This window comes from Gottfriedia acidiceleris (genome assembly GCF_036421055.1).
GTDB lineage: Bacteria > Bacillota > Bacilli > Bacillales > Bacillaceae_G > Gottfriedia > Gottfriedia acidiceleris_C.
Genome location: NZ_JAZGQS010000001.1, coordinates 146,831 through 173,828, shown reverse-complemented (window position 1 = coordinate 173,828; position 26,998 = coordinate 146,831). Strand labels below are relative to the sequence as shown.

Sequence of the window (26,998 nt, the reverse complement as noted above, 5' to 3'; positions counted from 1 at the left end):
TATTAGTTAGCTATATCTTCATCTGTTTGAGTATCTATTGGAACACGTTTTCCGATACCGAAAGCATAGAAACAAATAACTAGGATTCCCAAGAAAATAATTCCTACAATAAGTGAGATACGTGTGTCATCATTAAACCACATACCGATTAATACCATTACTAGATAAGCTAAAGTTAAGTAGTTAGTAAATGGTGCAAATGGCATTTTAAAAGGATGATTTTTAATTTCATCTCCCTTTACTTTTCTGAAACGAATATGACTTATTAAAATGACAAACCACGGGATCATTCCAGGAAGTACGCTTGCACTGTATACATACACGAATAAGTTTTTTGGTGCAATAAAATTTAAAATAACGCCTATTACTAAACCTATTAGTACACCGATCGTACCGAATAAAGGCACTCCGTTATTTGAGACTTTCGTAAAATATTTTGGTGCTTGTCCATTTATACCTAATGTATAAAGCATGCGTCCTGCACTATAAATCCCACTGTTACAACCTGACATCGCAGCAGTAATTACTACAAAGTTAATAATTCCAGCTGCCGCTGTAATACCAAATTTGGCAAAAGTTACAACAAACGGGCTACCAAGCGAATTTAGTTGATCCCAAGGGAAAACTGTTACAATTACAAAAATTGCGCCTATATAGAAAATTAAAATACGCCAAATTAGACTTTGAATCGCGTCTTTTAATGTTTTTTTCGGATTTTCTGCTTCTCCAGCTGTAATACCAATTAATTCAACGCCTTGATAAGCTCCAACAACTAGTGAAAGTGCAAAGAAGAAACCAGACCAGCCACCTGTAAAGAAGCCGCCATTTTTCCAAAGGTTTGATATTCCAATCGCATTTCCTCCGTTTCCTAATCCGAAGAAAATAAGACCAAAGCCTGCAACAATCATCAATAAAATTGTAACGACTTTAATCATTGCAAACCAAAATTCAAACTCACCAAATGATTTAACAGAAATTAAATTTGCTGCACCAAGAATTGCAATTGCAATAATTCCTGGTATCCAAGCAGGTAAATCTGGAAACCAGTATTTCATATATGCCCCAACTGCAATAATTTCTGACATTCCAACAATAACCCACTGGAACCAGTTACTCCAAGCAGTCATGTACCCTGCTAAAGGGTGTATATATTTATGGCCAAATGTCGCAAATGAACCTGTACTTGGCTCTACGTATAGCATTTCCCCCATCGCACGCATAATGAAGAAGATAAAAATCCCCGAAATTGCATAAGCAAGCATTACGGATGGGCCTGTCCAATGAATTGTGCTCGTTGAACCCATAAATAACCCTACACCGATTGTACCGCCTAAAGCAATCATCTGAATATGGCGTGCTTTTAATCCTTTTTTCAATTCTTTTTCTGCCATTCTATTCCCTCCCCTTTCTGATGAAACAAGTGTCACTTTTTGAATCAATTTAAAAAAATTCTCCCCCAAAACCATTACTAACTTATTAAGAATATTTACAGTTAAAAAGCTTTTTTAATTTCCTATAATTAACTTATCTTTCGAATTGAAGTAGGAATATTTTTCTTATTTTTTTTACGTAACATACTAATAAAATAACCAATAAAACCACCAATTATAGATGGTAATATCCAACCTAAACCTAAACTATACAACGGGAGGTACTTTGTGAAAAAATTATGAATCACTTCAATTTGAATCCCAGCTGAATTTAACCCATCAAATAGACTCACAATAGAAGTTAAAATCAAACTACCTTGATACACCTCTGACCTACCTTGGAATATATAGTGTAAGAATGTTAAGAAAATTAAGGATATAGCGATAGGATATAGTGTCATTAATACAGGAATTGAAACTTTAATTAGCTGTGTTAACCCTATATTTGCTATAAGTGTACTAAATACAGTCATAATGATCGCAATTTTTTTATAAGAAATGGTTGGAAACAATTCATGAAAAAAGGTAGAACAAGCAGTGATTAGACCTACACTCGTAGTCAAACATGCCACTGTAATCATTAAACCTAATAATATTGCTCCATAAGAACCAAAATAATAGTCTGAAACTTTCGCTAAAACTTCAGCCCCATTATCTAATCGACCAAGTTTCTCCACACTTGATGCGCCCATATAAGAAAGAGCAGAATAGATTATTGCTAAAAGTGAAGCAGCTATTGCTGTTGACTTTCCACAAACGATCATAAGCTGTTTTTTAGTAGTAACTCCTTTTCCTTTAATTGCGTTTACAATAATAATTCCAAAAACAAAAGCTACAAGCGCATCCATTGTTAAATAACCTTCTTGGAAACCTTTAAAAAACACATTTGTTGTGTATCCTTTGAATGGCTCTTGAAATTTCCCAATTGGATGAACTATAGCAATAACCACAAGCAATCCGATAAACGTTAACTTAATAGGAGTTAGAAATTTTCCTACTACATCAATAATCTTTGAAGGATTAAGCGATAGCAAGCAAGTAACTGTGAAAAATAAGATGGTAAATATGATTAATGCACCAGGATTTGCATCATTTGTTAAAAAAGGTTTAACGCCTATTTCAAATGATACATTCCCAGATCTAGGGATAGCAAAAAATGGACCAATTGCTAGATAAAGAACCGTAGTAAATACAATACCAAACAACGGATGTACACGTCTAGCTAAAGATTGCAAATTTTTTTCACCTGAAAAAACAAAGGCTGTAACACCTAACAATGGTAATCCAACTCCAGTTACTAAAAATCCTGCATTGGCAATCCATAAGTTTTTTCCGGCTAACTGTCCAAGTATGGGTGGAAAAATTAGATTTCCTGCTCCAAAAAACAGTGCAAATAACATAAAACCTAGAATGATTATAAAAGTATTTGGTATTCTTGGTAACATAAACAACAACTCCGATTAATAATTTGTATAAAGTTTCTCAATTGGACTAATTTTCAGACCAAACAATCTTACCTCACATTTTCATCAAATTCAATAAAAAATATTATTATAAGATATTGTTTATTAGCATAATTATATTTTGTCACAAATTATTCAAATCTATAAAACCCAATTCAATCGATTCTCTTTTATTTTGTTGGTTGTAGAGCAATAAAGTTTGATTTTAATGATATTTAAGTCAAAAAAAACACCCCAGTTGATAAACTGGGGTCATGCTGTAGAAAAACTACCTTGTCAATTAATTATCAAATTATCGTAAAAGGGGTAGAGTGATGTTGATTTCCATTATAGGATGCTCGCTTTCCATGGCGAGACCTGAGCCTCCTCGGCGCTCCTGCGGGGTCTTTAGCCTTCTCGCTAATCCCATAGGAGTCGAGCACCCCTCCATTCCAATCAACTTATTCATCAAAAAAAGTATGCTTTAACCCCTAATCAAATAGCCTTTACTTAGAGTAATCTAACTGTTTTATATTCATCAGATTGTAGATCAATTAAGATCAAACATATATTTTAACTAAAAAATCGAAAATGTTTTCTAAAAGAGCTCAAAAAATTTTTAACATCTAAAAAATTCATTTCTAGTGTTATTTAATTAATGATATTGCTCTCACAGATTAACTTTTAAAAACATTAAAAGTTCATTCAAAAATGCTATTTATCATCATTAAATGTCCCTTAAAATCCATTTTCCTATTGACTATTTTAAGTTTCAACAATCTAACCCCATTCGATAAACTAGAGTGCCTTTTTTGAATCCAGTCCTATTTTCCTACCTTCTTAGCCATCAATGGTTATTTAAAAGTTCCACTTTCATTTTGTGATTTTGAAAGAAAAACTGTATTTTACTAGTTATTGAATGTAATCATAAATATTCTTCACTAATAATAAACAGGTTACTGCAATAAACAAAGCACGTACATAACCACTTCCTTTTTTTATTGCAAATTTTGAACCACAAATTGCACCAGCTATTTGTGCAATCCCCATTATGATCCCATAAGTGTAGTTTACTTGACCTAAAAACATAAACATTAACAATCCAGCAATATTACTACTAAAGTTTAAAAATTTTGCATTTCCTGCAGACTTTAAAAAATCAAAACCAATTAACAAAAAAGAAAAAATTAAAAATGATCCTGTTCCAGGTCCAATAAACCCATCATAGAAGCCAATGGCAAATATCGTAACTAAAAAAATAATGACTTGGTAATTGGTTAATTTTTTTTGTGTTGAAATACTTCCCCAATCTTTCTTGAAAATAGTAAAAATTGCTACAGCTCCGAGCATAATTAACATTAATGGCTTAAGAAGTTCCGGGTTTAGCAAATGTACAGTGTATGCACCCAATAATGAGCCAATAAATGAGAGTGGAAAAAATCTAAGTACTGATTTTAATTCGAGTTTACCAGAACGATAAAACATAAATGTACTTGTTAGAGAGCCAATTGTCGCTGCTAATTTATTGGTAGCTACTGCCGCGGCAGGATTAAGCCCAGTGAATAATAATGCAGGTAACGTAATCAATCCACCACCCCCAACCACAGAATCAATGAATGATGCTAAAAATCCAAAACAAATTAAAATAATTAATAAAGATGAGTCCAAATGCATTTCTATCAACCTCTCAAAATAGTCACTACTGAAATAGTAACTAACAAATTGCTATCTGTAAATAGTTATTGTAAATTTATTACATAATCAAAAAATAGGAGTGCGAAAGAAATGGAAGATCTAGTGCAACAGTTCAAAAAATTAGGTTTTAACGAATATGAAGCTAAATCTTATGTATCACTCGTTAAGCAAGGTCCTGTAACAGCCTACCAAGTTAGCAAGGACTCAGGTATACCAAGAGCACGTATTTATGATGTATTAGGTAATCTTGTTGAAAAAGGAATCGTCTTGAAGGAGGAAATAAATGACACGACACGATATTCGCCTCTGCCCGTTGATATCTTTTTACAGAAGGCCCAATCAGAGTGGCAATCAACTTATTCTGTTATAAGTGACTCTTTAAAAGATCTAGAATCATTTGGTGAAAAATTGGACAACCGTGTAATTACTTTAAAAGACTATAAAACGATTATTAACTATTGTGAGACGCTAATAAAAAAAGCAGAAAAACGGATTGTGATTTCAATGTGGGACGAAATGTATGAGATTTTGAAAAAAGAACTGGTTCATGCGACTGAAAAAGCAACCATACAAGGAATAACTCTACACGTCGAAAATCCAATTGGAAAATTAGAAAGTCATCGAATAACACCATTTACTGAGACCAAGTCTACAGACCATTGGTTTATTTTGTCCATTGATTCTAAAGAGATGATTTATGGACCATCCATCGCAGATCGTAGTATTGCTTTTTATACAAATGATCCAGTTCATATTTACTTATTAGAGGATTATATATGGCACGATGTGCTAGTGAATAGACTTGTTCGACGTAGCAAAGACGATTTAGAGCAATGGATTACTTCTGAGCGAAGCGCTTTTTTCTCGGAATCATAATAAGCAAATTCAAAGAATCAAATAAACTAAAGCATAAGGATCTTAAGGTACTTATGCTTTGTCTATTGTCTATCAACATGTTAAGGTTTGAATTTAATATGCATTAGAATAGCACCCATAAAGAACGTTATCCCCTCAGTAAGTGTAAAAGACCAAATGATGCCATTTAATTTATAAAAATGCAAGATGATGATTACTGAAATATAAATGCTCCAATACTTAGCACAGGTAAGATAGGCGTTCTATGTCTTTTAATCTAATAGAATTTTAACAATTAGATTTCATATTTTAGGAAATTGTGTTACTTCAAATTAAATGTTTTTTAAACTCACTAAAAGAATATTCGTATCATTTGTACTGTGTTTTTACCAGTCCAAAATTATTAACAAAAGAAAGGACAGCTACTATTAATATCTTTACATATAGGTCTCTTTGACTAAAACAATATTATGAACTAAGTCTCAAATTGATAATCCTTGTAGAACTACATATTTGAATTAGTAAAGGGTATCATTACCCAATAGATTACCATGTTGAAATTGTCGACTTCTTCCTAGAATTTCGATTGGTTCTCAAAAACTGAACGATAATAAAATAAAGAGCAGTAAACCACCACTATAATACGTAAAAGAATCTAAGTATTATAATAAGGATACTGCCCTTAATGATTAATTAACCAACGGTAGGAAAAAGTAAAACATCCTGCTGTTTTTTCAGATTATACGAATAAACTTAGTAAAAGAATAAAGACCAATCCGCAAACGGAAATAATTGTTTCTAGTAATGTCCAAGTTAAGAAAGTTTCTTTCATACTTAACCCAAAATATTCTTTAAACATCCAGAAGCCTGCGTCATTAACGTGTGAAGCTATTAAACTACCAGCTCCGGTTGCTAGAACAACTAAAGCTAAGTTAACGTCTGTATGACCTAACATTGGAATAACTAAACCAGAAGTAGTTAAAGCTGCTACAGTAGCAGAACCTAAGGAAATTCGTAAGATTGCTGCAATAATCCAAGCAAGTAAAATCGGTGAGATTGAAGTTCCTTTGAATAACTCTGCTACATAGTCACCAACACCGCCATCAATTAAAACTTGTTTGAAGGCACCGCCACCTCCAATGATTAATAGCATCATACCAATATGAGTAATTGCAGTTGTACAAGAATTCATAACTTCTTTAATTGGTATTTTTCTAGCTAATCCCATTGTATAGATTGCAACTAATAATGAAATCACCATGGCAGTACCTGCATTACCAATAAAGCGGATCGCAACAAGGAAACTATTATCTGCAAATCCTATTGTTTTTTGCAGTAAATTAATGATTGTTGCAATTGCCATTAAAATAACTGGAAGTAAAGCTGTAAAAACACTGATTCCAAAACCAGGAGTTTCTTCAAGTTTAAATGATTTCTGTTCACCTAAAGATTCAATATTACCCGTTTTTGTGAAGGATGCCGGTACTAGCTTTTTAGCAAGCTTTGTAAATAATGGACCAGCGATAATAACAGTTGGTATTGCAATAATAAAACCGTAAAGTAATACTTCGCCAAGATTTGCACCATATTCACCAGCGATTGCAGTCGGACCTGGGTGTGGCGGTAAGAAACCGTGTGTAACAGATAGAGCAGCCGCCATTGGAATACCTAAATATAAAATAGAAACTTTTAATTGTCTTGATATTGCAAATACAATTGGAATTAATAACACTAATCCTACTTCGAAAAATAAAGCGACTCCGATAATGAACGAAGCAACAACAACTGCCCATTGAATGTTTTTTTCACCGAATTTGTTAACAAGTGTCATCGCAATTCGCTGTGCGCCACCAGAGTCTGCAATCAACTTACCAAGCATTGCACCAAGTCCAAAAATTAATGCTAAATGTCCAAGTGTTCCGCCTAATCCAGCTTCAATAGTTGTTCCGATATTATCTGGTTTAATTCCAAGTGCTAAAGCAACTCCAAATGAAACAATGATTAACGAAATAAAAGTGTTTAATTTAAATTTCATGATTAAAAAAAGTAATACTAAAATCCCTATTGCTACTATAACTAGTGGCATATAAATCCCCCCGTATATCTATTTATTATTTATTAATTAATCCTCTTTGATAATTAGCTATCCGATTATAATCTTTTTCTAATACTCTCGATAAGCTAATAAAGATTGGCAATAACTCTCGATATTCTCTTACTGCATCTTCATTTGGAGTATGTTTGTGAGTATGACCGACCATATCAGATACTACTTCAAAAGTTTCTATTTTTCCTGTTGCATAAAGACCAAGAATACAAGCACCAAGACAAGAACTTTCATAACTTTCTGGTACAACTACATCTAAATCAAAAATATCGGACATCATCTGACGCCATACATTTGATCTTGCGAACCCACCAGTTGCTTGGATTTTAGATACTGGGCCATCCATACATTCAAGTAAAGCTAAAAATACAGTGTAAAGATTGTATATAACCCCCTCAAGTGCAGAGCGAATCATATGCTCTTTCTTATGTGCCATCGTTAAGCCGAAAAAGGAGCCTCGAACGTCAGGGTTCCACAATGGTGCACGTTCACCCGCTAAGTAAGGATGGAATATCAAACCATCTGCTCCAGGTTTAACACCTTCAGCAATCTTTGTTAAAACCTCATATGGATCAATACCTAGTCTTTTTGCGGTTTCAACTTCCGAAGCTGCAAATTCATCACGAATCCAACGAAATACCATACCTCCATTGTTCACTGGCCCACCGATGACCCAATGTTTTTCTGTTAATGCGTAACAAAATATTCGTCCTTTTTCATCAGTTTGTGGTTGGTCAATAATGGTTCGAATTGCCCCACTTGTCCCAATTGTGACTGCAATTTCTCCTTTTCGAATCGCATTCACACCAAGATTGGAAAGTACGCCATCACTTGCACCAATTACAAAAGGTGTTTGTGGATCAATTCCCATTTGTCTAGCTAACTCAGGATTACAATTTGTAAAAATCTCCGTAGTAGGTACTAATCTAGATAGTTGATCAGTAGTAACCCCTGCTACTTTTAAAGCTCCCTCGTCCCAATCTAATGTTTTAAGATTCATCATACCCATAGCTGAAGCAAGCGAATGATCTACAACATATTGATCAAAGAATTTTTTAAATATATATTCTTTAATTCCAATGTATTTTTTCGCCTTTTGTGCGATTTCTGGTCGTTCATTTACAATCCATGTAATCTTGCTTAAAGGGGACATTGGATGAATAGGCGTTCCTGTTCGTTTGTATATTTCGTGTCCATTTAATTCATCTTTAATTTTATGAGTCCAAGACTCACTTCGATTATCTGCCCATGTAATACAAGGCGTTAATGGTTGATCATTTTCATCCATAACAATTAGGCTATGCATTGCACTACTAAAAGAAATAAATAATATCTCTTTTTGGGCATGTTGTTTCATTATTTTAGAAATTGCTTGTACTAAAGCTGTAAAGATCTCTTCTGGGTCTTGTTCAGCCGTTGAAATATCAGGTGTATAGAGTGGGTAACCGATATTCTCTTGTTGGATGACTTCGCCTTTTTCAGTAAATAAAACGGCTTTTGTGCTTGTGGTACCAATGTCTAACCCTAACATATAGTTTGTCATTTTTCTTGTTCTACTCCTTTTGAAAACATTTGTTGAGATCTCCAAAGATCCTCTACTTTTCCTTGAACATCATCAAAGTTTTGATGTAAAGATTGGATCATAAGGTCTCTATTCTTCGTGCTAATTGCATCAATATATAATTGATGATTTTCGACTATTCTTTGAAAGTCTTCATATTTTTCCTTGAACCTTACTCGCATTGATAAAAGTATAAACGCTTCCATAACTGGTTTTGCATTATTCCAGATCATCAAAATGTATGAATGATCAATCGCTCGAATAATCGTTTCATGGAATAAAACATCCTGAAATGAAAACTCATCGGCATCTTGATATTTTATTGCGATTTTCATCATTTCAAGAATTTTACTTAGTTCCATAACCAATTCTTTCGTATCTAATTTTACCAACCGTTCGAATACAAACGTTTCAATCAGTAAACGCACATCATATATTTCTTCTATTTCTTTTTCAGTTAATCCAATAACAACTGCACCCATTCTCTCTAAACGAATCAGATTTTCTGATGCTAGAGTTTTTAATGCTTCTCGAATAGGAGAACGACTCACATTAAAATCGGCAGCCAATTTATTTTCCGATAACTTGGTACCGCTTTCAATTAGACCAGAAATTATCTGCATCCTTAATTCATAAGTTACACGATCACCAGCTGACGCTTTTGATAGCCATTTTTCCGGATAAAGATATTGCTTTGATTCTAACATTTTGTCCACCCTCATTTCCATACGAGTATACTTGTATACAAGTATTATAAGAACATACTTTTAAAAATGCAAGCGCTTTTATTTAATATCCTCCATCATGTTATAGATTTTGAATATCGTGTGCAGATTATTACAACTAGTTTGTTTAATAGGACGCTCCCGCCAATTAAGAATTCCTATTAATAATTTGTAAGCTATTCAAGTTTAGGATTCCTATAACATCAATAGATTAGAGCAATAGAAATGACTTTGTAGTGCTTTAAGCATTAAAAAAAGAACATGGAGAATAAAATCATCATGTTCTTTTTTTCTAAATAATTTAGCTGCCTAATTTCCCACAAATTTCTACATGAATTGAGGTATTCTTGAAAAACTTTTTAACAGGTTTACTCCACTCTTTAAAGAATTTTCTTCATTTGCATTTAAACGTGAATTTTAGATTAGCTTTAAATTTCTCTCTTTAACAAAAACGACAGCCTCATTTGGAGACTGCCAATTACTACTTTAAAACCCATTTATATCGCGAATTAAATTATACGCATCTGGTGTCCCAATACCTGAAGCCATATCATAGCCAGATGTAGCTGGATAGTACAGGTTTGTTCCAGAAGTAATATCATGATATGCTGCATATTTTTGAGTTGTATTAAAGACTTGATAAAGAGTTGGATTTGCTTGTCCAAGGTTGCCCTTGCCATTTGCTGTTGCAAATTGATTATTGAGTGCAGCGATTCCAGCCCATAATGGTGCGGCAGCTGATGTTCCACCTACTACATGCCATGCACCTCCAGTATAGATAGAATATCCAGTGTTAGGGTCGGCAGCTGCCGATACATCTGGAACCTCCCTTTTACCATTCGAATAACTGTTTTGGACACCAGGACCTGATTGGAATGACGGCATAGCATATACTTTGGATAATCCTCCACCGTCACCTGATTTGGTTGTTTTGTTACTCCAAACGGATTCTGAACTGTAAGAAGTACCGCTTAAGTTCAGGTGAGTTCCACCAACACCAGTTACATATGGGTCATTTGCTGGACTATCAACCTCTAAAGTTCTACCTCCAGAATCGTAGGCACCATTGTCACCAGACGCAGCAAAAATACTTTGTCCTTGTGCAGCAAATTGTTGGAAGATGGTATGTAAGCTATTCATCGTCGCACTTGCTTCATGCTGCTCACCGATTCCCCAGCTAACAGAAATTGATTTTGCCTTATTATCAGAGGCGATTTTTTGATAAGTATCAATTAGGCCTTGTGCACTATTTGGCCCTTCGTATACAATCACTTGTGCTTTTGGTGCAATTGCATTGATTACCTCAATATCAAGTTCAACTTCAATTGCACCTTGGCCTGCAGCGCCATTATAACCATCAACATATACATTTGTTGGAGCAGGGCTTCCTAGGCCATAGTAGTTGCTATAGGTGCTTATATTAGTTGCATTATATCCGTCCAATTCCATGACTGCTACAGTTTGGCCAGTTCCAGTATACCCTACAGTTTCCAGTGGGTTGATATCGTATGCACCTTTTAATTCAGCTGGTGTGTAACCGCCTGCTTGACCACTGCCAACTTTCGGTGTCACCGCTTTATTCTGTTGAGAGACTAGCGATGTACTACTAATTTTCGGATGTGTATAATGTGGTTCATTATTCAGACCTTCAACATTCGTAATCACTCCAGAAAATTTAGCGGGAATGGAAGGAGCTTGATCATTGGCATAATAGGTATTGCCACTTGAATCTTTATAGTTATTTATGCTTACACCAAAAGTATCCTCCATTTGACCAATGGTGCCACTGACGGTAATAAAGGCGTTATTGGAAGAAACATTTTCGATTTGAAAGCCTTGACTTGTCAAATAGCTTTTAACATTGGCAACAGTTGTATCAGTTGGTCCATATTGATTTTTAAATTCGTCGGGAGTTAAGTATTTCTTGTAGTTGATGGAATTAGGGTCCTTTAAGCTGGCAATATAATTATCCAGTTTATCGCTGTTTCTTAGCTGAAGGGCAATAGTTAGAGAAGCTTTAGAGTTGCGGTTTGTGTGACCTATGGGAGTGCCGTGATTTGCAGCGGTTGGAGTTGCCTGAATAAGTTGTACATGTTTAGAAGCTGCCGCAAAAGTGGAGCCTCCTGGAAAATACATCGATAATGTTAACAAAGAAGCTACAGTCGGTACTATTAATTTTCGGTTTCTTTTTTTCATCCTTTACACCTCTCCTTAGTTCCTAAATAAGATCCTACCAAAAATCTAGAAAACAAAAGACGATTTGAGGCTACCCGACTACCATGTTATTAAATTTCCCCGTCATTGTTTATGGCTCTCGGTTTTTGGGTTATGTATCACCTTCTTCCAAGAATACACCTTTATGTAAAGATGTTTAAGATTTGAGTTTGACGTAAAATTTAAAATCTCCTTCAACATACACTTTTTTTAATTGAATTTTTAAGAATCTTAAAGGAATCTAATTCACATTCATTTTGAAATTACTCTCAAATTTTCCCCACTTTTTTTCTCACCCGAGAAACCTTTATTCGTAAGAAATATATTTCGAATACCCTAAATAGTTTTAAGTTCCCATTCTCTAGAATAGAATTAATTTAAAGATGCCCTCACCTGATTTTTCGTGTCATAACTGATTTCCTATTTAGGTTCTATAGTTTGATTTGAAAAAAACTAAATGATAGAAGGTGATCTATTTTATGAGTCATTTCTTATTAAGTAGGCTTGGCAACTGGAAAATTCAAATACATTGCCATCCTGGCATTAGAACAGTTGGGAATGAGCGGGAAGTCCTTTTACTCGATGAAGAACATGAAAAAATTGCACATTTTTCAATTGATACAAAAGGAGCCTTTTTAATACTCCAAATCCCTTGGGGTGGTTATGTAAAAATTAAAGAGGGCTACCAAACAATCGTTGTACATATTCCATTTGAAGAAATTACAGAGGAGTAGTTTAAAATAAAACAATATTTCAACAGTATGAAAAAAGAGTGTGCTAAATTGCACACTCTTTTTTTATTATTTACGTAATGTTAAAAACTCTAATTGTCTTAATCTTACTGTGAAGAATGTAATTGGATCGAAGTAAATACTTGGATTAGATTTCATATCTTCTAAAGTTTGATTATAGTTAGAAATTGCTAATCTTGTTTCATCAACTAATTGATGGATTTGCTCAAATGGAGCATGTAGGAACATTGATAAATCTCTTGGTAATGTTTTTTCAAACATTTCAAATTGTAAGAAAAACTTCGTTGATAATTCAGATGTTACATCATCATAGTTGACATTATCAACATACTTTTGATATTGAGCAACAAGCTTTGATTTATTTTGTGGCAGTAAACCTAATAAGATTCCTGAACTCTTTAAGATAAATTGAGATGGTGATGAATTTAATAAAATATTCATATCATCAAGCTGAGTCATACTAGTCATTCGATCAGCATCACGGCGCCAGTCATCTAATACTTTAAAATCACACTCAAGATTTAAATATTCATTTCCAATGTACTCATTTAAAGAATCACTCATTTCAGCTAAGTAGCCTTGAGTACCTTCTAATAAAATACCTGATTCTTTAATCCAGCTTTGAAGAGCTTCATTTAGTTTTGGTAAAGTATTCTCTCTTACATACTCACCTATTCGAAGATTCATCTCTTCGTTTAACGTTTCAAGAATTGTACCGAAATCACTATCTTCTTTAATTAATTCCTTACACTCTTTTAGAAGACCAGGAATACTTAGCTTCAGGTCATATTTTAATTCGTCTTTTAATTCACGATACGAGCTTTTAATTGTATTTAAATGTTCCATTTCTTTATCTTTTAAAGAATGTAATAGACCATTTAATTTATCATCAAGAACTTCATTCCATTCAACGTTAGCACGTAGTTCGTCTTCTTTCTCAACTCGTTTTTCTAATAGGAAATTAATTAATTTGCGAATAGCTAATAATAATTTTTCTGTTTGTTTAGAATTTGCTTCAGTTGAAAGAACGTTATCCTCAATAAATAATTCTAAATCTTTAAATTGATCTTGATTACTATAAATTGAAGAATAAGGTAAAACTTTAGCGCTAGGGAAATCTAGTCTAACTTTCGTTTGGATTTCAGCGCGAACTCGATCAATTTCCTCTTTACTATAAATAGAATCCATCTTATTTAAAATAAAGTGAATCGGTAGAGTTGGTAATTCTTTATGAATTTTAACTAGTAAAGATCGTTCGTTTTCCGTATAAGGTGCAGTAGCATTTAAAACATAAACAAGACGATCTGCTAGTTTTACAGATTGTAATAATGCTTTTGTATTAACCTGATTTCCATCTATTCCAGGTGTGTCAATGATTGATAGACGGTGTTTTTCTAAAAATGAATTTGGTAATTTATAGTATACTAATTCATCACCTTTTAACAGATTATTTTCAACAGTTGTTAAATCGTAAAAATCTGCAAATTCAGCAAGCTGTGTATTTCCTTCCTTCGAAAATACGATAATATTTGAATCACTTGATTGTTCAAATAATACAGGCATTGTTGTAGAAGAACCCATCATTTTCTCACCTAAAAGTGAGTTAACAAATGAAGATTTACCGTTACCTGATGTACCTGCAACAAGCATTGTTGTATTTTCAAATTGAGTTAATTTACTTGTCCACCACTCAAAACGGTCTCCAACTTCTATTTCATTTAAAGCAGACCATTGTAGGATGTTTTCAAATAATTCTTTTCCAATTTCAAAGCAATCAGGCGTTTTTAATAACTGTTCAAATGCCATTTCTGCGTCAGCAACAATTTGATAATCAATACGCCCTGGGAATAATCGATCCCATGCAAGTGTTGCAGTCGTTGCTAAAACTGCACCTTTTATATCAGTAATACGTAACCAATTTGTTAAGAAGCTTGGCATCACTTCCTCAAGTTGAGCTACAAAATAATCACCTTCAACTAATTCTTCGTATGTCATTGAATAGATTGATGGCAAACGATTCCACTTCACACCTGTCTCAACGTTGATTTGGAATAACATATCATTGAATGTTTGTAACCAATTTACATAAACTGATTGTTCTCTGTAACTATTCCAAAGTGCTTCTACCATTAATTCAAAGTGCTCAAGATCGACTTTAGCCAATGATAGTAGCGGTTGCACAAAGTAACTTGGTGCCATTTCTTTTGTTACACCATTCATAATGTATTCTCTTAATACAATAAACCATTTTAAATCTTCTGTACGAATTGATTCATCTGAAGCTAAAGCTACAGCACTAGTCCAATCATGATGTTTTTCATAAAAATTACGTGCAATTCTCGTTACGTTTGGATAATCAGGATTATATTTTACTGCTTCTTTAATAATACGATCTGCTTCCTCGTATTTCGAAACATCGATATAAAGAGAGAATAAATTTAAGAATATTTCAGAAGTCAAAGTACTACTATCTGTTTTAACTTCTTTATATAGCTTTTCTGCTGTTTCAAATGCACCAATTTCATAATAAGAATCAGCAATATTTTTCTTTGCCCAGTCACTTAACTGGTTTTCGACTTTTTCCCATTTGAAAACTGCAGATTCAAAATCTTTATTTTCAAAATAAACTTCACCTTGTGCAAATCGGATTGATGAAAGATCCATATCATCATTTTGTTCTCTGTAAAGTTCAGCTAAAACAGCAATAGGATGGATATTATTTTCATTTTCATTTAAATACGATTTATAAAATTGTTTTTTAATAAATTGTTCTTTCACTTTCACTTTAACTTCCACTGTCATGTTATCACCTTCTATGTATAATAAAATCAAATTAAGTCCAAAAAATTGTCAAAAGGATTATGTTAAATTTATACAGCATTATTATTCTACCAAATTAGTGTAGCTGTAATTGTGACAATTCTATGTCATTTTCTAAAGATTTTTGTTATATTTGTTACGTTACATACAAAACATAGGTAAAAGAATATTTATTTTGGAGGCATTATGCTAACTTACGAAGAAAAACTTGCAATCATTGAATCATTTCCAGAATTAACTAAAAAGCCAGTCTCACTTGGTCGTACAAATTTTCAATATGAAGAAAGTTTAAAAGAGAAAAAGAATGTGGTGTATCATTTACATCCTAATGGAAACGGCTTTGTATATGCTGAAGGTATTAAAGGGTACAAAACAAATGAAAAAGGTATGGTAAATATTAGAGAATTTTCTGAAGAGGAACTTCGTACAGTACTGACTAAATCAATTGAAAGTCTCTCTTTTGAACCAATTTTTGAAGAAGATGAAGAAGTAGAAGAAATCTGGGTTAATGCGAACGGACAAATCCTTAAACTTGTTTCAGAAATGGACATGTGGAATGTTTACGCAGGAGAAAATCTTGATGGTACATTCAATAGCTATGGTGAAGCTTGTGAATACTTAGATGAAGAAGGATTTAATGTTCAAGACTGAAAATAGCGAGAAAAAAATTTAGAGCTTGGGGAATTCCAAGCTCTTTTTAAATTGGTGATTTTAGTGTAATTCAGTTTTTGATTTACTACCTTTTTTAGAGCGATAGTCATTGCCTTTTGTGTTGTCACCACTAGTTGGTGCTTGTCCATGTAGTTCTGGTGCGTTTTGATTTTTACTTCCTTTGCTGCCATTTTTACTTGTCATTTTGCTTCCTCCTAATACCATTTATCATAAATAGATTCCCATTTTAAATTAAAGATTATTCAAGGAATTTAAGCACATAATAATAAAAAAGGAGGGTTAAACATGGCAAAAGGACATACAAACAAAGGACCTCAGAAAAGTTCTGTAGATCAATTTGGACATTCAGAGGAATCTGCTTATTCGAAGAGTAAAAAAATGGAAGAATTTCATAAGAAAAATACAGAAAAAGACAGCTAATAAAACTTTTAATTCTTTTAAATGTACTTGCTAATTTTCCTTCAACAAGTCATTATAAAAGTATGATTAAATTGGAGGAAAATAAATTTATGAGCGATAATAACAATGAACCAAAAAAGGTTAGTCTTCAGGAATTAATGAAACAAAAGCTAGCTAGCAAAAAACAGCAAAATTCTAATCAAAACACTGGAGTAAATGCTGTTAAAGATATGACGAAAAAAAATCAAATTTCTAAAAAACCAAACAATCAACGTAAACGTATGGGTGTTTAATTAGAATAAACGACTGAGGTTATGAACTACACCTCCAATTGTTAGTTGTGTCTAACAATTGGGGTGCAGTTCAGTTATCAGTCGTTTTTTGATTTGACAATTTTAAATGTCTTCTAAAAGATTTTGATTGCTATTATTTTCACCAAATGTTAATACTTCCTCTACAGGCTGATATGATTCACCGTAAAAATGTTTATCCCTATATGTATGAATCATATTATATGTTTTTTTCATTGCTTTAAAAATCATTTCTTCATCCTCGTTATTTGGAGACCAGTACAAAATCTCCATAGGGTTTATTTCTTGAGTTGCTAATGAGCGTCTGTTATATCCGATCGACTGAGCATGCTCAAAACCTTCTCTTTTATAAAATCGAAGTCTTTTTTCTGTATCTGTATCTTCATAATTAACTGGTTCAACCTCTAAAATAATTGGTTTGCCCTTCTTCTTTAGCTTATCAAGCAATTTATACCCAAGACCTTGTCCGCGGGCATCTTTTGACACGAACAAGTAATCGATAAATACAAAATCATCTAGTTCGGCATACATTAAAACATGATGTTGGCCTTCATCTTTATGGTAAATATCTGACCGCTCTTTCAATAAAGTTTCCATATGTTCCCTTGATTTCATTTCTTCAACTGGAAAATACTGATTTAGTTTTTCATACCAATGCATTGATATTCTCCTTTTCTTACTTCTCTTCATTTAAATGATTAGTATATATCTATTGAAAAAATCATTAGTAAGTCCTTTCAAATGAAGTATTTGAAGTATTAATACTTTTCATGCAAGAAAAAAAGTTCATTGATATGAAATTAGATTATTTCCTTAATGCAACCCACTCTTCCGCTAACATCCCATAATCGATATGATCTACATAATGATCATACAACCACTCTGCTTTCCTGATTCGAGTTTCTTGAAAGAATCCTAACCACTAAGGAATAGCACGACTTTTTGTATTTTCAACAGCGCACGAATTTCGACTCGATTTAGCATTAAATCTGTTAATGCATAGTCAACAAATGCATGACATGCTTTTGTCATTATGCCTGAACCTTCAAATCCGTTTCCAAGCCAATAACCGATACTTGTCGACTTATTTAACTAATCAATTATATGGAAGCTGATAACCCCAACAAGTCTTGAATTTGACCAAATACCAGCTTGGAATCCATTGTTTTTTTCAAATTGTTTCATTAGTAATTTAATAAAATTCTCAGGATCCTCAAGCATTTAAATTAATGCTATTATTGGTAAGCATTCTTTTAAATGATCCATAGAATTGATTGTTAATTTGTATAACTCATCTGCATCTTGTAAAGTTAATAACTTTAATTTCAAGTTTTCTTCAATTTTTTAAAAAAAAGACAGCTTTATGCTGCCTAAATATGTTATATCAACGATGTGATGGCCATGATCCTTGCATTTTTCTTATTTGAATAATTTGTCCTGTATGGTAAGCGTCATGTAGTAATAAATCCATTAGTTTTACTTCAAAAGAATTTCTCATCAATTCCTCATCTGTCATATTACTTAATAACTGTCTTAAACTTAAACTAGTATTCTCCAAACGTTCAACAACTTTTTTCCATTCGTTTTCTTCATTTGATTGTTCAGTAAGAAAAAAGGTTTGGTCACCGTCTAGATTTTGTTTCCATTCTCTACCTTCTAGATTTGCTACAATCCTCTCTTTGTAATAAAGAAGATGATTAACGTTTTCCCAAATTGATTTAGTCGCTTCCCCTGACGGTCTCCAACTAGCTTGTTTCGCTGTAATTCCTTCAATTGAATTTTTTAGTGGAGCAAACCAACTTTCCTTATCATATGTTTTGTCTAATACGTATAAAAACATTTCTTTTCGATTCAAAAAAATTTCCTCCTTTTTAAACTCTAATAATTTTAGAAATTACTTCTATAAAGTCTCCTCATAATTAATAAACTGTCATAAAAAAAAGTAGGACTAATTTTGAACTAAATGATAACGAATTATTCGTACTTGAGGTCACCACTGTTATTTATTCAACAAATGGCTATTTTTACCTTTTATTTTTTCAGCTAAAAATACTTCTATAAAAACAAAAAGGAGTCACAACCATGACTCTCTTAATAGCATTAACTATGAAGTTACAAAGTGAAGTACAAATAAAACTAAAAACACACTAGAAAGTACACTAATTTTTTGAAACTTTGTTCGTTTTTCAAACCAGTTCCATCTTTGATTCTCGGTATTAACAAGACCAAAGTGAAACATCAAATAATCAATCGTACTCATTAATAAAGCCCCTAATACGACCCAAATAATATTTGACATTCAAATTCTCCCTTTATCTAAACTATATTTAGAAAAAATTTCTAATTTTTCTTAATTATACAATAACGTTTGATAGTTGTAATATGGGGGAATTTCCCCATTTTATGAAAATTATCACAAAAAAAAACGATAAATTATCAATTTATCGTCAGTGTGTGTTGAAATAAAACATATTAGGTTCATGTCTCCTTTACTCATGAGAGCTTCACTCATAGAAGGCTCATGAGTTAGTAAAATAGTTAAAATATGAAAATTACTTAATCATAAATGTCCTAACAGTTCAGTTTCTCTTTTTTAATATCAATCTTCAGCAAGATTTTTTACTATTTGAAAAATAAACCTCATATCCTCTTCCAACATCTTTTACACTATGGGAGTCAGAACCATACATTAATTCTATATTTAAGGATTTCGCAATTTCAACGACATGATGTGGTGGATACGTTTCACCACAATACTCTTTAAATAGTCCTGCAGTATTATAGTCTAAAATATAATTTTTTTCTTTGACTAACTTTAATAGTTCAACTTGTTTATTTAATATCTTTTTTGTATCATCACACTTCAAAAATTGTTTAAATTTATTACATAAGCTCATATGTCCGATTCTTTTTGGTTTATATGGACCTAAATCATCAATGATTGACTGTTTTACTTGATCGTAATAAGTAAGTTGAAACGCTTCTGCACTGCCATAGTAATTTACTAAACCAGAAAGAGTATCTTCAGCTTTATAATCTAAACAATGCCAACCATTTTTTCCTTCCAAGTAATGAACTGATAAAAGTCCTGTGTCACAATATTTGCCATATTCTTTTAGGAAATCTTTAAACCATACGGATTCATTTGGTAAATAATCGTATTCAAAACCAATTTTTATACGAATTTGGTCCTTATACTTGTCTCTTATCCTATACATTTCGTTAAGATATTCGTCTACTTCTTTTTCAGACATTGCAAGCGAAGCAACTGCTTCATTAGGCTTTAAGAAGTTTTGAAAGGATGTTGGCACTGGTGTATGTTCAGTGATATGGTATTCATCGAACCCAAGTTCAATCGCTTTTTCGATCATTAGTTGTACGTCATCACCACTTCCGTGCGGACAATATTGTGTATGTGTGTGCCCATCAATTTTCAAGATTTTACTTTCTCCTTCCTATTTATTAAGCAATTGTTTATCTCTTCAAGTTTTATTCCTTTTTCCACCATTAAAACAATTGTGTGATAGACTAGATCACTAATCTCATAAATTAATTCTTCCGTTCCTTCATTTTTAGCTCCAATAATTACTTCGCTCGTCTCTTCGCCTACTTTTTTCAATATCTTATCAATGCCTTGATTAAATAAATAGGTAGTATAAGATCCTTCAATCGGGTTCTTTTTTCGATCTTGTATCGTTTCATAGAGATTTTGTAGATAACTTAATGATTCATTTTGAACAATATTTTTTTCTTGCATTAATGTTAATTTTTCGGAAAAACAACTATAGCTTCCTGTGTGACAAGCTACTCCTACTTGTTCAACCTGTAGTAAAATTGCATCTTGGTCACAATCATAAGAAATCGATTTGACGTATTGAAGATTTCCCGATGTTTCACCTTTTTTCCAAATTGATTTGCGACTTCTACTATAAAATGTTGCATATCCAGTATCGATTGTGAGTTTGATTGATTCATTATTCATATATGCCAGCATTAATACTTCTTTTGTATTAATATCTTGCACAATTGCTGGAACTAACCCTTGTTCATTAAAGCGAATTTTTTCGATATCAAAATACATGTTTTCTCCTCCTATAGTCGAACTGGAATATTTTTTTCGTTTAAATAGTCTTTTAATTCACTAATTTTGATTTCTCCAAAATGGAATACTGAAGCAGCTAAAACTCCATCGACATTTGCATATTCAATCGCATCATAAAAGTGTTCTACTTTTCCAGCGCCACCAGATGCGATAACCGGAACATTAACTGCATTTGTAATTTTTTGCAGCAATCGAATATCAAATCCTCTTTTCATACCATCTTCATCAATACTATTTAAGACAATTTCACCCGCTCCAAGCTCCACACCTTTCTTTGCCCAATCAATCGCTTCCCATTCCGTCTCTTTCCGACCACCATTTATAAATACTTTATAGTTACCATCTTTGTTTAACTTTGCATCAATTGAAAGCACGACACATTGCGATCCAAAACGATCAGATGCCTCTTTAATTAAATTCGGATTTAAAATTGCGGCAGAATTAATTGATACTTTATCGGCTCCATTTCTTAATAGTTTCGTAAAATCATCAATCGAACGCACTCCACCACCAACACTAAAAGGAATCCGCAATTCTTTTGCTACTTCTGATACAAATTTCAATGAAATATCTCTTTCTTCATTTGAGGCCGTAATATCATAAAAAACTAACTCGTCAGCACCATTATCACTATAATATTTGCCTAGTTTTGTAGGTGAGTCAACATCTTGAATACTTGAAAACTGTTTTCCTTTTACGACTCGTCCATTACGAACGTCTAAGCACGGTATAATTCTTCTTGCAAGCATTTAAGTGCCTCCTCAACTGTAAATTTTCCTTCATATAATGCTTTACCGGAAATCGCGCCATAAATATTTAATTGTTGAAGTGAAAGCAGGTCGTCGATCGAGCTGACCCCACCTGAAGCGATAATGTTTAAATTTGTTTCTTCAACTAACCTTTTATATGCTTCAATATTAGGTCCACTTAACATGCCATCCTTTGAAATATCGGTGTATACGACTGTTTTCACACCGAGTAGCTCTAGCTGTTTACAAAATTCAAAACTATCTTGATTTGTTGACTCTTCCCACCCATTTATAGCAACATAACTGTTTTTTGCATCTACTCCTACAATGATTCGATCACCATATTTTAAAACAGCTTGTTCTAAAAGTTGTCTATTATTCATTGCGGATGTACCTAAAATTACTTTTTCAACACCTAATTCTAACCAAAACGAAATCGAATCAAGCGACCTTATTCCTCCACCTAACTGAATTTTTAAATTTGTATTTTGAACAATCTCTTTTATAATTGATGCATTTTTCCGTTCCCCTGTTCTTGCTCCATCTAAGTCAACAATATGCAATACATTTGCTCCTGCTTTTTCAAATCCTAACGCAACTTCAAGTGGTGAACGCTTATAAATTACTTTTTTATTAAAATCTCCTTGCTCAAGGCGAACGCAATTACCATCTTTTAAATCAATTGCTGGATATAGAATCATATAAACACATCTCCTTAAATGCTTTTAATAAATTTAGTCCAGTTTCTGCACTTTTTTCAGGGTGAAATTGCATACCGTAAATATTATCTGATTTAATAATTGCTGGAATTTTAACTCCATATTCGGAATAAGCTAAAAGCTCTTCATTTGTTGATCTAATATAAAATGAGTGTACAAAATAAACATACTCACCTTCATTTATATATTTTAATAATGATTCATTTTTATTAAAAATTAGCTTGTTCCAGCCCATATGTGGAACTTTTACAATGTCGGGAATGCGCTTTACTTGACCTTTAATTAAGCCAAGCCCATCTGACCCGACGTTTTCTTCACTAAATTCATATAGTAATTGCATTCCTAGGCAAATTCCTAAAATCGGTGTACCGCTTTTTGCCTTAGACTTAATACAATCTACTAAATTAAGTCGGTTTAATTCCTTCATCGCTGCTTCATATGCTCCAACACCTGGTAGAATAATAGAAGAAGCTTGCTCGATCACTTCAATATCATTCGTAATGACTACCGGAAAATCAATTTCTTCACATGCTCTTTTTAATGAATCTAAATTACCTACTCCATAATCAATAATTATATTCACTTATAACATTCCTTTCGTGGAAGGTAACTTATTCGAAGTAACCTCAACTGCTTGTTTAACCGCTCTGCCAAATGCTTTAAATAAAGCTTCAATTTTGTGGTGATCATTTTCTCCATATAAAACTTCCATATGACAATTCATTCTAGCTTCAGAGCTTAATGCTTTAAAAAATTCTTTAAAATTTTGTGTATCTATCATTCCAATTCGTTCTCTTACCGTTCGATCATTATAAACAAGATACGGTCTACCACTAAAATCAACGACAACTCTAGCTAACGTTTCATCCATTGGAATATAGCAAGATCCGTAACGATTAATACCAATCTTTTCGTCTAATGCAATTAATAATGCTTTCCCTAATGCGATACCAACATCTTCTGTTGTATGATGATCATCAACTTCAAGATCACCTTCACAAAATACTTCTAAGTTTATGCCGCTATGGAATGAAAATAACGTTAACATATGGTCTAAAAAACCAATACCAGTTTGAATCGTACTTTCTCCATCACCATCTAAATTTAATTTCAGACGAATATTTGTTTCATTTGTTTGTCTTGTTATCACAGCAGTTCTCACTCTGAATCCTCCTCAAATCGAATACTAATTGCTTTACCATGACCGAATAGTCCTTCTTCTTCTGCAATCACTTCAATATGTTTTCTTGCTTCACTTAAGGCAAGTTTATTGTAATAAACAACCGATGTTTTCTTCCTGAAATCATTTACATTTAGTGGTGATGTAAATCTTGCAGTTCCACTAGTCGGTAATGTATGATTCGTTCCGGCAAAGTAATCGCCAACAGGCTCTGGAGTATAGTCTCCTAAAAAGATAGCACCAGCATTTTTAATTTCATGAACGATCGACTCTGGATTTTTTATCATTACTTCAAGATGTTCAGGTGCTAGCTTATTAACAAGCTCAATTCCTTCATTGATAGTTTTAACAACGATAATTGCTCCATAATTTTCGAATGAGCTTTTAATTATTTCTTTTCTTGGTTGTTCCTCTAATAAGTTTGGTATTTCTTGCTGTATTTTTAGTGCAAACTCTTCTGAATTCGTAATGACAATACTAGATGCCATTTCATCATGTTCTGCTTGGGCCATTAAATCAGCAGCAATAAATCTTGGATTAGCTGTTTCATCTGCTAAAATGACCACCTCAGTTGGACCTGCAACCATATCAATTCCAACGATTCCTGAAACACTTTTCTTAGCAAGCGCTACATAAATATTGCCAGGACCTACTATTTTATCTACTTTTTCAATTGTTTCGGTTCCATAAGCCAGTGCCCCGATTGCTTGCGCTCCACCAACTTTTAATACTTTTGTAACGCCAGCTAATTTCGCAGCTACTAGAATCGAAGGCTTAATTTTACCTTCTTTGTTTGGTGGTGTGACAATGACAATTTCGTTCACTCCTGCTATTTTTGCAGGAATTACATTCATTAAAACAGTTGATGGGTATGCTGCTTTTCCACCTGGGATATACACACCAACTCTTTCAATCGGATTAATTAATTGTTGAACATATGAATTTTTTTCATTAATTTTATAACCATCTTGTAATTGCTTTTCATGATATGTCTCTATATTTTTCTTAGCTTCAATCAATGCATTTATTAAGTTTTCATCAGTGTGTTCTAATGCTACATTAAACTCATCTTCACTTACTTCAAAGCTTTTTAGTTTCACCTCATCATAAATTAAAGAATACTGACGAATAGCTTCATCACCATTTTCTTTCACATTTAATAAAATCTTTTCTACGCTTTTTGTGATCTCAACAGTAGGTAAATTCGTTCGGTTTATAATACTTTCAAGTTTTTCGCTTTTATTATTAATCGATAATATTTCCAGCATATATGTTCCTACCCTTCTTAATATTTTCGATAAATTCAGTAATACGGTTATAGTTAAATCGATAACTAACACGATTTGAAATGATTCTAGCACTGATCGGAATCATTTCTTCTAATATGACTAAACCATTTGCCTTTAAAGTACTTCCCGTTTCAACTAAGTCAACAATAATATCTGACATTCCTACAATTGGTGCCAATTCAACAGAACCGTTTAAATAAATTAGTTCGATATTTTGCCTAAATTGAAAATACTTAGAAGTAATATTTGGGTATTTTGTCGCAACTCTTAACGTTTCATCACCTCGATCAATTACCGTTCCTGGAAAACCTGCTGCTGCAAAAATGCATTTTCCTAGTTCTAAATCCATCAGCTCATATACATCTTTTTCTTGCTCTAGCAAAATGTCTTTTCCTACAAAACCAAGATCGCAAACTCCTCGTTCAACATAAGTAGCGACATCCACAGGTTTCACTACTAAATATTTAATTTTATTTAACTCATCTTCAAAAATTAGTTTTCTAGTTTTAGAATCAATTACTTTTCGGTAACCAGCCTGACTTAATATTTTAATAACCTCATCTTCAAGTCTTCCTTTTGCAACTGCAACTGTTAGCCAACTCACTTTACATCCCTCATTTGACATGTTATCCAAGCATTTGTATCAATCGAAAATCCGATTGCATCAATACTGTTTTCCGAATCTTCAGACACCAGAAGATAGCGCCCTCCACTTAAAACCTCTTTATTTAGCTGATCATAGTACCCTTTAAAAACGATTCCGTCATAATAATCAAATTCATTTACGATCGATAAATCGATAAGTATATTTGGACTAATTTCTTGAAATTTGATTACTTTTTCAACAGCATTTGCCATTTCATTATTTAATACTAAGCTTCTTAGTAATGAATGAAGCTTTTCTCCTTTACCTTGTAAACTAAATAACTGTTCAAAAACATTTCTAGCTTGAAATGGTAAATTAATTGACTGAATACATCGTTCTAATTCATCTATATTTTTTAAATAAATTAGTTTTTTCAAATTTGTTTTTTGTGACCCTGTTAAGTTACATTCCTTAAATAATCCTTCTATAAATCCCGTATGCCCGATTTCTAAAATAAATGGAACATTGTTTAGCAAATCAATTGCCATAATAACTACTTCTATTTCAGACGCTTCAGTAATTTCCCCTAAATTTTCAATACCAAATTGATTAATCTCATCAAGTTCTACCCCATTATTTCGATAGATTGTTGATTGATAGAATACTTTACATTTCTCTTCCTTAAGCGCGATCGGATAAATTTCTTTCATCAATGCACTTGTTAAATCAGGCCTTAGCAATAAAATTTGCTGTAACCGTGTTAATACAACAACTAAATCTTCTCTTGCTAACCTCGGGTTTCGACTAGAAAATGAATCATACTCTTCAAAAAGCTGAGGATGAAATGGGATATAACCTCGCTCTAGTGCATAATCTTCCATTTTTCTTTTATATCGATAATTGACTAATGACTGCTTTAATTTCCCATCCAATTGAACATTCCCCCTTCTAGAAAAACAAAAAGACCATACAGGTTAAATGCCTGTATGGCCTTCTGGCACGACACAAGCACCTTTTCGATACACGAATAGGGCTTGCATCTACGGTCAATTTTTGTCCATAGATTCAAACCCTGGGTGGATGATGATGTTGTAGCCCATTATTCGTGCGTGCGAAAATCATGTTCATGTCTCCTTTTTTTCGTTTTATTTTTATTCATCTTAATGAATTTGTTATAAGTTGTCAATCCCTTTTGAAAAATAAAAATTCTGGAAGGGTTTTCATTAGGATTTTTTAATTTTTTGAATCTTTTAAACTGAAAAGTGCTTTTCATTTTAAGACTCTATTAAAGTACAGTGTTGATATTTACTATAAAAAACATTTTAAATTGAACAGTCTTTTATATTTCGATTCAGTAAAACCATTTCAAGATTATTTCTTAAGTAGTAAA

Annotated in this window: 27 protein-coding genes; 5 read left to right on the top strand and 22 right to left on the bottom strand. The window is 32.8% G+C overall.

What is annotated here, in order from left to right; genetic code table 11:
- Window positions 1-2: 2 nt before the first annotated feature.
- The 3 genes from RAH41_RS00785 to RAH41_RS00775 all read right to left on the bottom strand — a co-directional run bounded on the left by RAH41_RS00785 (window position 3) and on the right by RAH41_RS00775 (window position 4,546).
- Window positions 3-1,391: an amino acid permease gene (locus RAH41_RS00785; RefSeq protein WP_331219893.1), complete on the bottom strand. Its 1,389-nt coding sequence runs from the start codon at window positions 1,389-1,391 to the stop codon at window positions 3-5.
- Between the two features lie 128 nt (window positions 1,392-1,519).
- Window positions 1,520-2,875: a branched-chain amino acid transport system II carrier protein gene (gene brnQ / locus RAH41_RS00780; protein WP_331219892.1), complete on the bottom strand. Its 1,356-nt coding sequence runs from the start codon at window positions 2,873-2,875 to the stop codon at window positions 1,520-1,522.
- Window positions 2,876-3,784: 909 nt separating this feature from the next.
- The gene (locus tag RAH41_RS00775) at window positions 3,785-4,546 is read right to left on the bottom strand and encodes a TSUP family transporter (RefSeq protein WP_419471541.1); all 762 of its coding nucleotides are present in this window, start codon (window positions 4,544-4,546) and stop codon (window positions 3,785-3,787) included.
- Window positions 4,547-4,657: 111 nt separating this feature from the next.
- Here RAH41_RS00775 and RAH41_RS00770 point away from each other — a divergent pair, with 111 nt between their 5' ends.
- The gene (locus RAH41_RS00770; protein ID WP_331219890.1) at window positions 4,658-5,443 is read left to right on the top strand and encodes a TrmB family transcriptional regulator; all 786 of its coding nucleotides are present in this window, start codon (window positions 4,658-4,660) and stop codon (window positions 5,441-5,443) included.
- A gap of 718 nt (window positions 5,444-6,161) precedes the next feature.
- Here the strand turns inward: RAH41_RS00770 and RAH41_RS00765 are convergent.
- From RAH41_RS00765 to RAH41_RS00750, 4 genes are all read right to left on the bottom strand, one after another.
- Complete coding sequence (locus tag RAH41_RS00765; protein ID WP_331219888.1) at window positions 6,162-7,508, bottom strand: GntP family permease; 1,347 nt, start codon at window positions 7,506-7,508, stop codon at window positions 6,162-6,164.
- Between the two features lie 25 nt (window positions 7,509-7,533).
- A complete protein-coding gene (gene gntK, locus RAH41_RS00760; RefSeq protein ID WP_331219886.1) occupies window positions 7,534-9,072 on the bottom strand; it encodes a gluconokinase in 1,539 nt (512 codons plus the stop codon).
- A complete protein-coding gene (locus RAH41_RS00755) occupies window positions 9,069-9,797 on the bottom strand; it encodes a GntR family transcriptional regulator (protein WP_331219884.1) in 729 nt (242 codons plus the stop codon). The genes gntK and RAH41_RS00755 overlap by 4 nt, the downstream gene beginning before the upstream one ends.
- 504 nt (window positions 9,798-10,301) lie before the next feature.
- Window positions 10,302-12,011 (bottom strand): S53 family peptidase, encoded by a 1,710-nt coding sequence (locus RAH41_RS00750; RefSeq protein ID WP_331219882.1) that lies wholly within the window; start codon window positions 12,009-12,011, stop codon window positions 10,302-10,304.
- Window positions 12,012-12,508: 497 nt separating this feature from the next.
- Here RAH41_RS00750 and RAH41_RS00745 point away from each other — a divergent pair, with 497 nt between their 5' ends.
- Entirely contained in the window at window positions 12,509-12,763 is a 255-nt protein-coding gene (locus RAH41_RS00745) for a hypothetical protein (RefSeq protein WP_331219880.1), read from the top strand.
- Window positions 12,764-12,829: 66 nt separating this feature from the next.
- Here RAH41_RS00745 and RAH41_RS00740 read toward each other — a convergent pair whose 3' ends face one another.
- The gene (locus RAH41_RS00740) at window positions 12,830-15,583 is read right to left on the bottom strand and encodes a dynamin family protein (RefSeq protein WP_331219879.1); all 2,754 of its coding nucleotides are present in this window, start codon (window positions 15,581-15,583) and stop codon (window positions 12,830-12,832) included.
- Window positions 15,584-15,787: 204 nt separating this feature from the next.
- On the opposite strand from RAH41_RS00740, the gene RAH41_RS00735 reads away from it, so the two are divergent.
- Complete coding sequence (locus RAH41_RS00735; RefSeq protein WP_331219877.1) at window positions 15,788-16,252, top strand: hypothetical protein; 465 nt, start codon at window positions 15,788-15,790, stop codon at window positions 16,250-16,252.
- Between the two features lie 60 nt (window positions 16,253-16,312).
- Here the strand turns inward: RAH41_RS00735 and RAH41_RS00730 are convergent, their stop codons facing one another.
- On the bottom strand, window positions 16,313-16,456 hold the full coding sequence (locus tag RAH41_RS00730) for an imidazoleglycerol-phosphate dehydratase (protein ID WP_331219875.1): 144 nt from the start codon (window positions 16,454-16,456) through the stop codon (window positions 16,313-16,315).
- A 102-nt stretch (window positions 16,457-16,558) separates the two neighbouring features.
- On the opposite strand from RAH41_RS00730, the gene RAH41_RS00725 reads away from it, so the two are divergent.
- Both RAH41_RS00725 and RAH41_RS00720 read left to right on the top strand, forming a co-directional pair.
- Window positions 16,559-16,693: a hypothetical protein gene (locus RAH41_RS00725; RefSeq protein ID WP_286131686.1), complete on the top strand. Its 135-nt coding sequence runs from the start codon at window positions 16,559-16,561 to the stop codon at window positions 16,691-16,693.
- Window positions 16,694-16,782: 89 nt separating this feature from the next.
- On the top strand, window positions 16,783-16,965 hold the full coding sequence (locus RAH41_RS00720; RefSeq protein ID WP_331219873.1) for a hypothetical protein: 183 nt from the start codon (window positions 16,783-16,785) through the stop codon (window positions 16,963-16,965).
- Between the two features lie 102 nt (window positions 16,966-17,067).
- Here the strand turns inward: RAH41_RS00720 and RAH41_RS00715 are convergent, their stop codons facing one another.
- The 13 genes from RAH41_RS00715 to RAH41_RS00655 form a co-directional block, all read right to left on the bottom strand.
- Window positions 17,068-17,643 carry a GNAT family N-acetyltransferase gene (locus RAH41_RS00715; protein WP_331219871.1) on the bottom strand — a complete coding sequence of 192 codons (576 nt, stop codon included), beginning with the start codon at window positions 17,641-17,643 and terminating at the stop codon, window positions 17,068-17,070.
- Between the two features lie 255 nt (window positions 17,644-17,898).
- Window positions 17,899-18,015, bottom strand: coding sequence for a hypothetical protein (locus RAH41_RS00710; protein ID WP_331219869.1), 117 nt, complete (start codon window positions 18,013-18,015; stop codon window positions 17,899-17,901).
- Window positions 18,016-18,367: 352 nt separating this feature from the next.
- The gene (locus RAH41_RS00705) at window positions 18,368-18,838 is read right to left on the bottom strand and encodes a DinB family protein (protein WP_331219868.1); all 471 of its coding nucleotides are present in this window, start codon (window positions 18,836-18,838) and stop codon (window positions 18,368-18,370) included.
- A gap of 249 nt (window positions 18,839-19,087) precedes the next feature.
- A complete protein-coding gene (locus RAH41_RS00700; RefSeq protein WP_331219866.1) occupies window positions 19,088-19,282 on the bottom strand; it encodes a hypothetical protein in 195 nt (64 codons plus the stop codon).
- A gap of 307 nt (window positions 19,283-19,589) precedes the next feature.
- Window positions 19,590-20,420, bottom strand: a complete 831-nt coding sequence (gene hisJ / locus RAH41_RS00695; protein ID WP_331219865.1) for a histidinol-phosphatase HisJ — start codon at window positions 20,418-20,420, stop codon at window positions 19,590-19,592.
- A complete protein-coding gene (hisIE, locus tag RAH41_RS00690) occupies window positions 20,417-21,064 on the bottom strand; it encodes a bifunctional phosphoribosyl-AMP cyclohydrolase/phosphoribosyl-ATP diphosphatase HisIE (RefSeq protein ID WP_331219863.1) in 648 nt (215 codons plus the stop codon). Before hisIE ends, hisJ begins: the two co-directional genes overlap by 4 nt.
- An 11-nt stretch (window positions 21,065-21,075) precedes the next feature.
- A complete protein-coding gene (gene hisF, locus RAH41_RS00685) occupies window positions 21,076-21,834 on the bottom strand; it encodes an imidazole glycerol phosphate synthase subunit HisF (protein ID WP_331219861.1) in 759 nt (252 codons plus the stop codon).
- Entirely contained in the window at window positions 21,804-22,535 is a 732-nt protein-coding gene (gene hisA / locus RAH41_RS00680; RefSeq protein WP_331219860.1) for a 1-(5-phosphoribosyl)-5-[(5-phosphoribosylamino)methylideneamino]imidazole-4-carboxamide isomerase, read from the bottom strand. The genes hisF and hisA overlap by 31 nt, the downstream gene beginning before the upstream one ends.
- Complete coding sequence (gene hisH, locus RAH41_RS00675) at window positions 22,513-23,136, bottom strand: imidazole glycerol phosphate synthase subunit HisH (protein ID WP_331219859.1); 624 nt, start codon at window positions 23,134-23,136, stop codon at window positions 22,513-22,515. The genes hisA and hisH overlap by 23 nt, the downstream gene beginning before the upstream one ends.
- On the bottom strand, window positions 23,137-23,715 hold the full coding sequence (gene hisB, locus RAH41_RS00670; protein WP_331219857.1) for an imidazoleglycerol-phosphate dehydratase HisB: 579 nt from the start codon (window positions 23,713-23,715) through the stop codon (window positions 23,137-23,139). It lies immediately after the preceding gene.
- The gene (gene hisD / locus RAH41_RS00665; protein ID WP_419471550.1) at window positions 23,712-24,998 is read right to left on the bottom strand and encodes a histidinol dehydrogenase; all 1,287 of its coding nucleotides are present in this window, start codon (window positions 24,996-24,998) and stop codon (window positions 23,712-23,714) included. The genes hisB and hisD overlap by 4 nt, the downstream gene beginning before the upstream one ends.
- Window positions 24,979-25,626: an ATP phosphoribosyltransferase gene (gene hisG / locus RAH41_RS00660; protein WP_331219854.1), complete on the bottom strand. Its 648-nt coding sequence runs from the start codon at window positions 25,624-25,626 to the stop codon at window positions 24,979-24,981. Before hisG ends, hisD begins: the two co-directional genes overlap by 20 nt.
- The gene (locus tag RAH41_RS00655) at window positions 25,623-26,540 is read right to left on the bottom strand and encodes an ATP phosphoribosyltransferase regulatory subunit (RefSeq protein WP_331219853.1); all 918 of its coding nucleotides are present in this window, start codon (window positions 26,538-26,540) and stop codon (window positions 25,623-25,625) included. The genes hisG and RAH41_RS00655 overlap by 4 nt, the downstream gene beginning before the upstream one ends.
- Window positions 26,541-26,998: the final 458 nt, after the last annotated feature.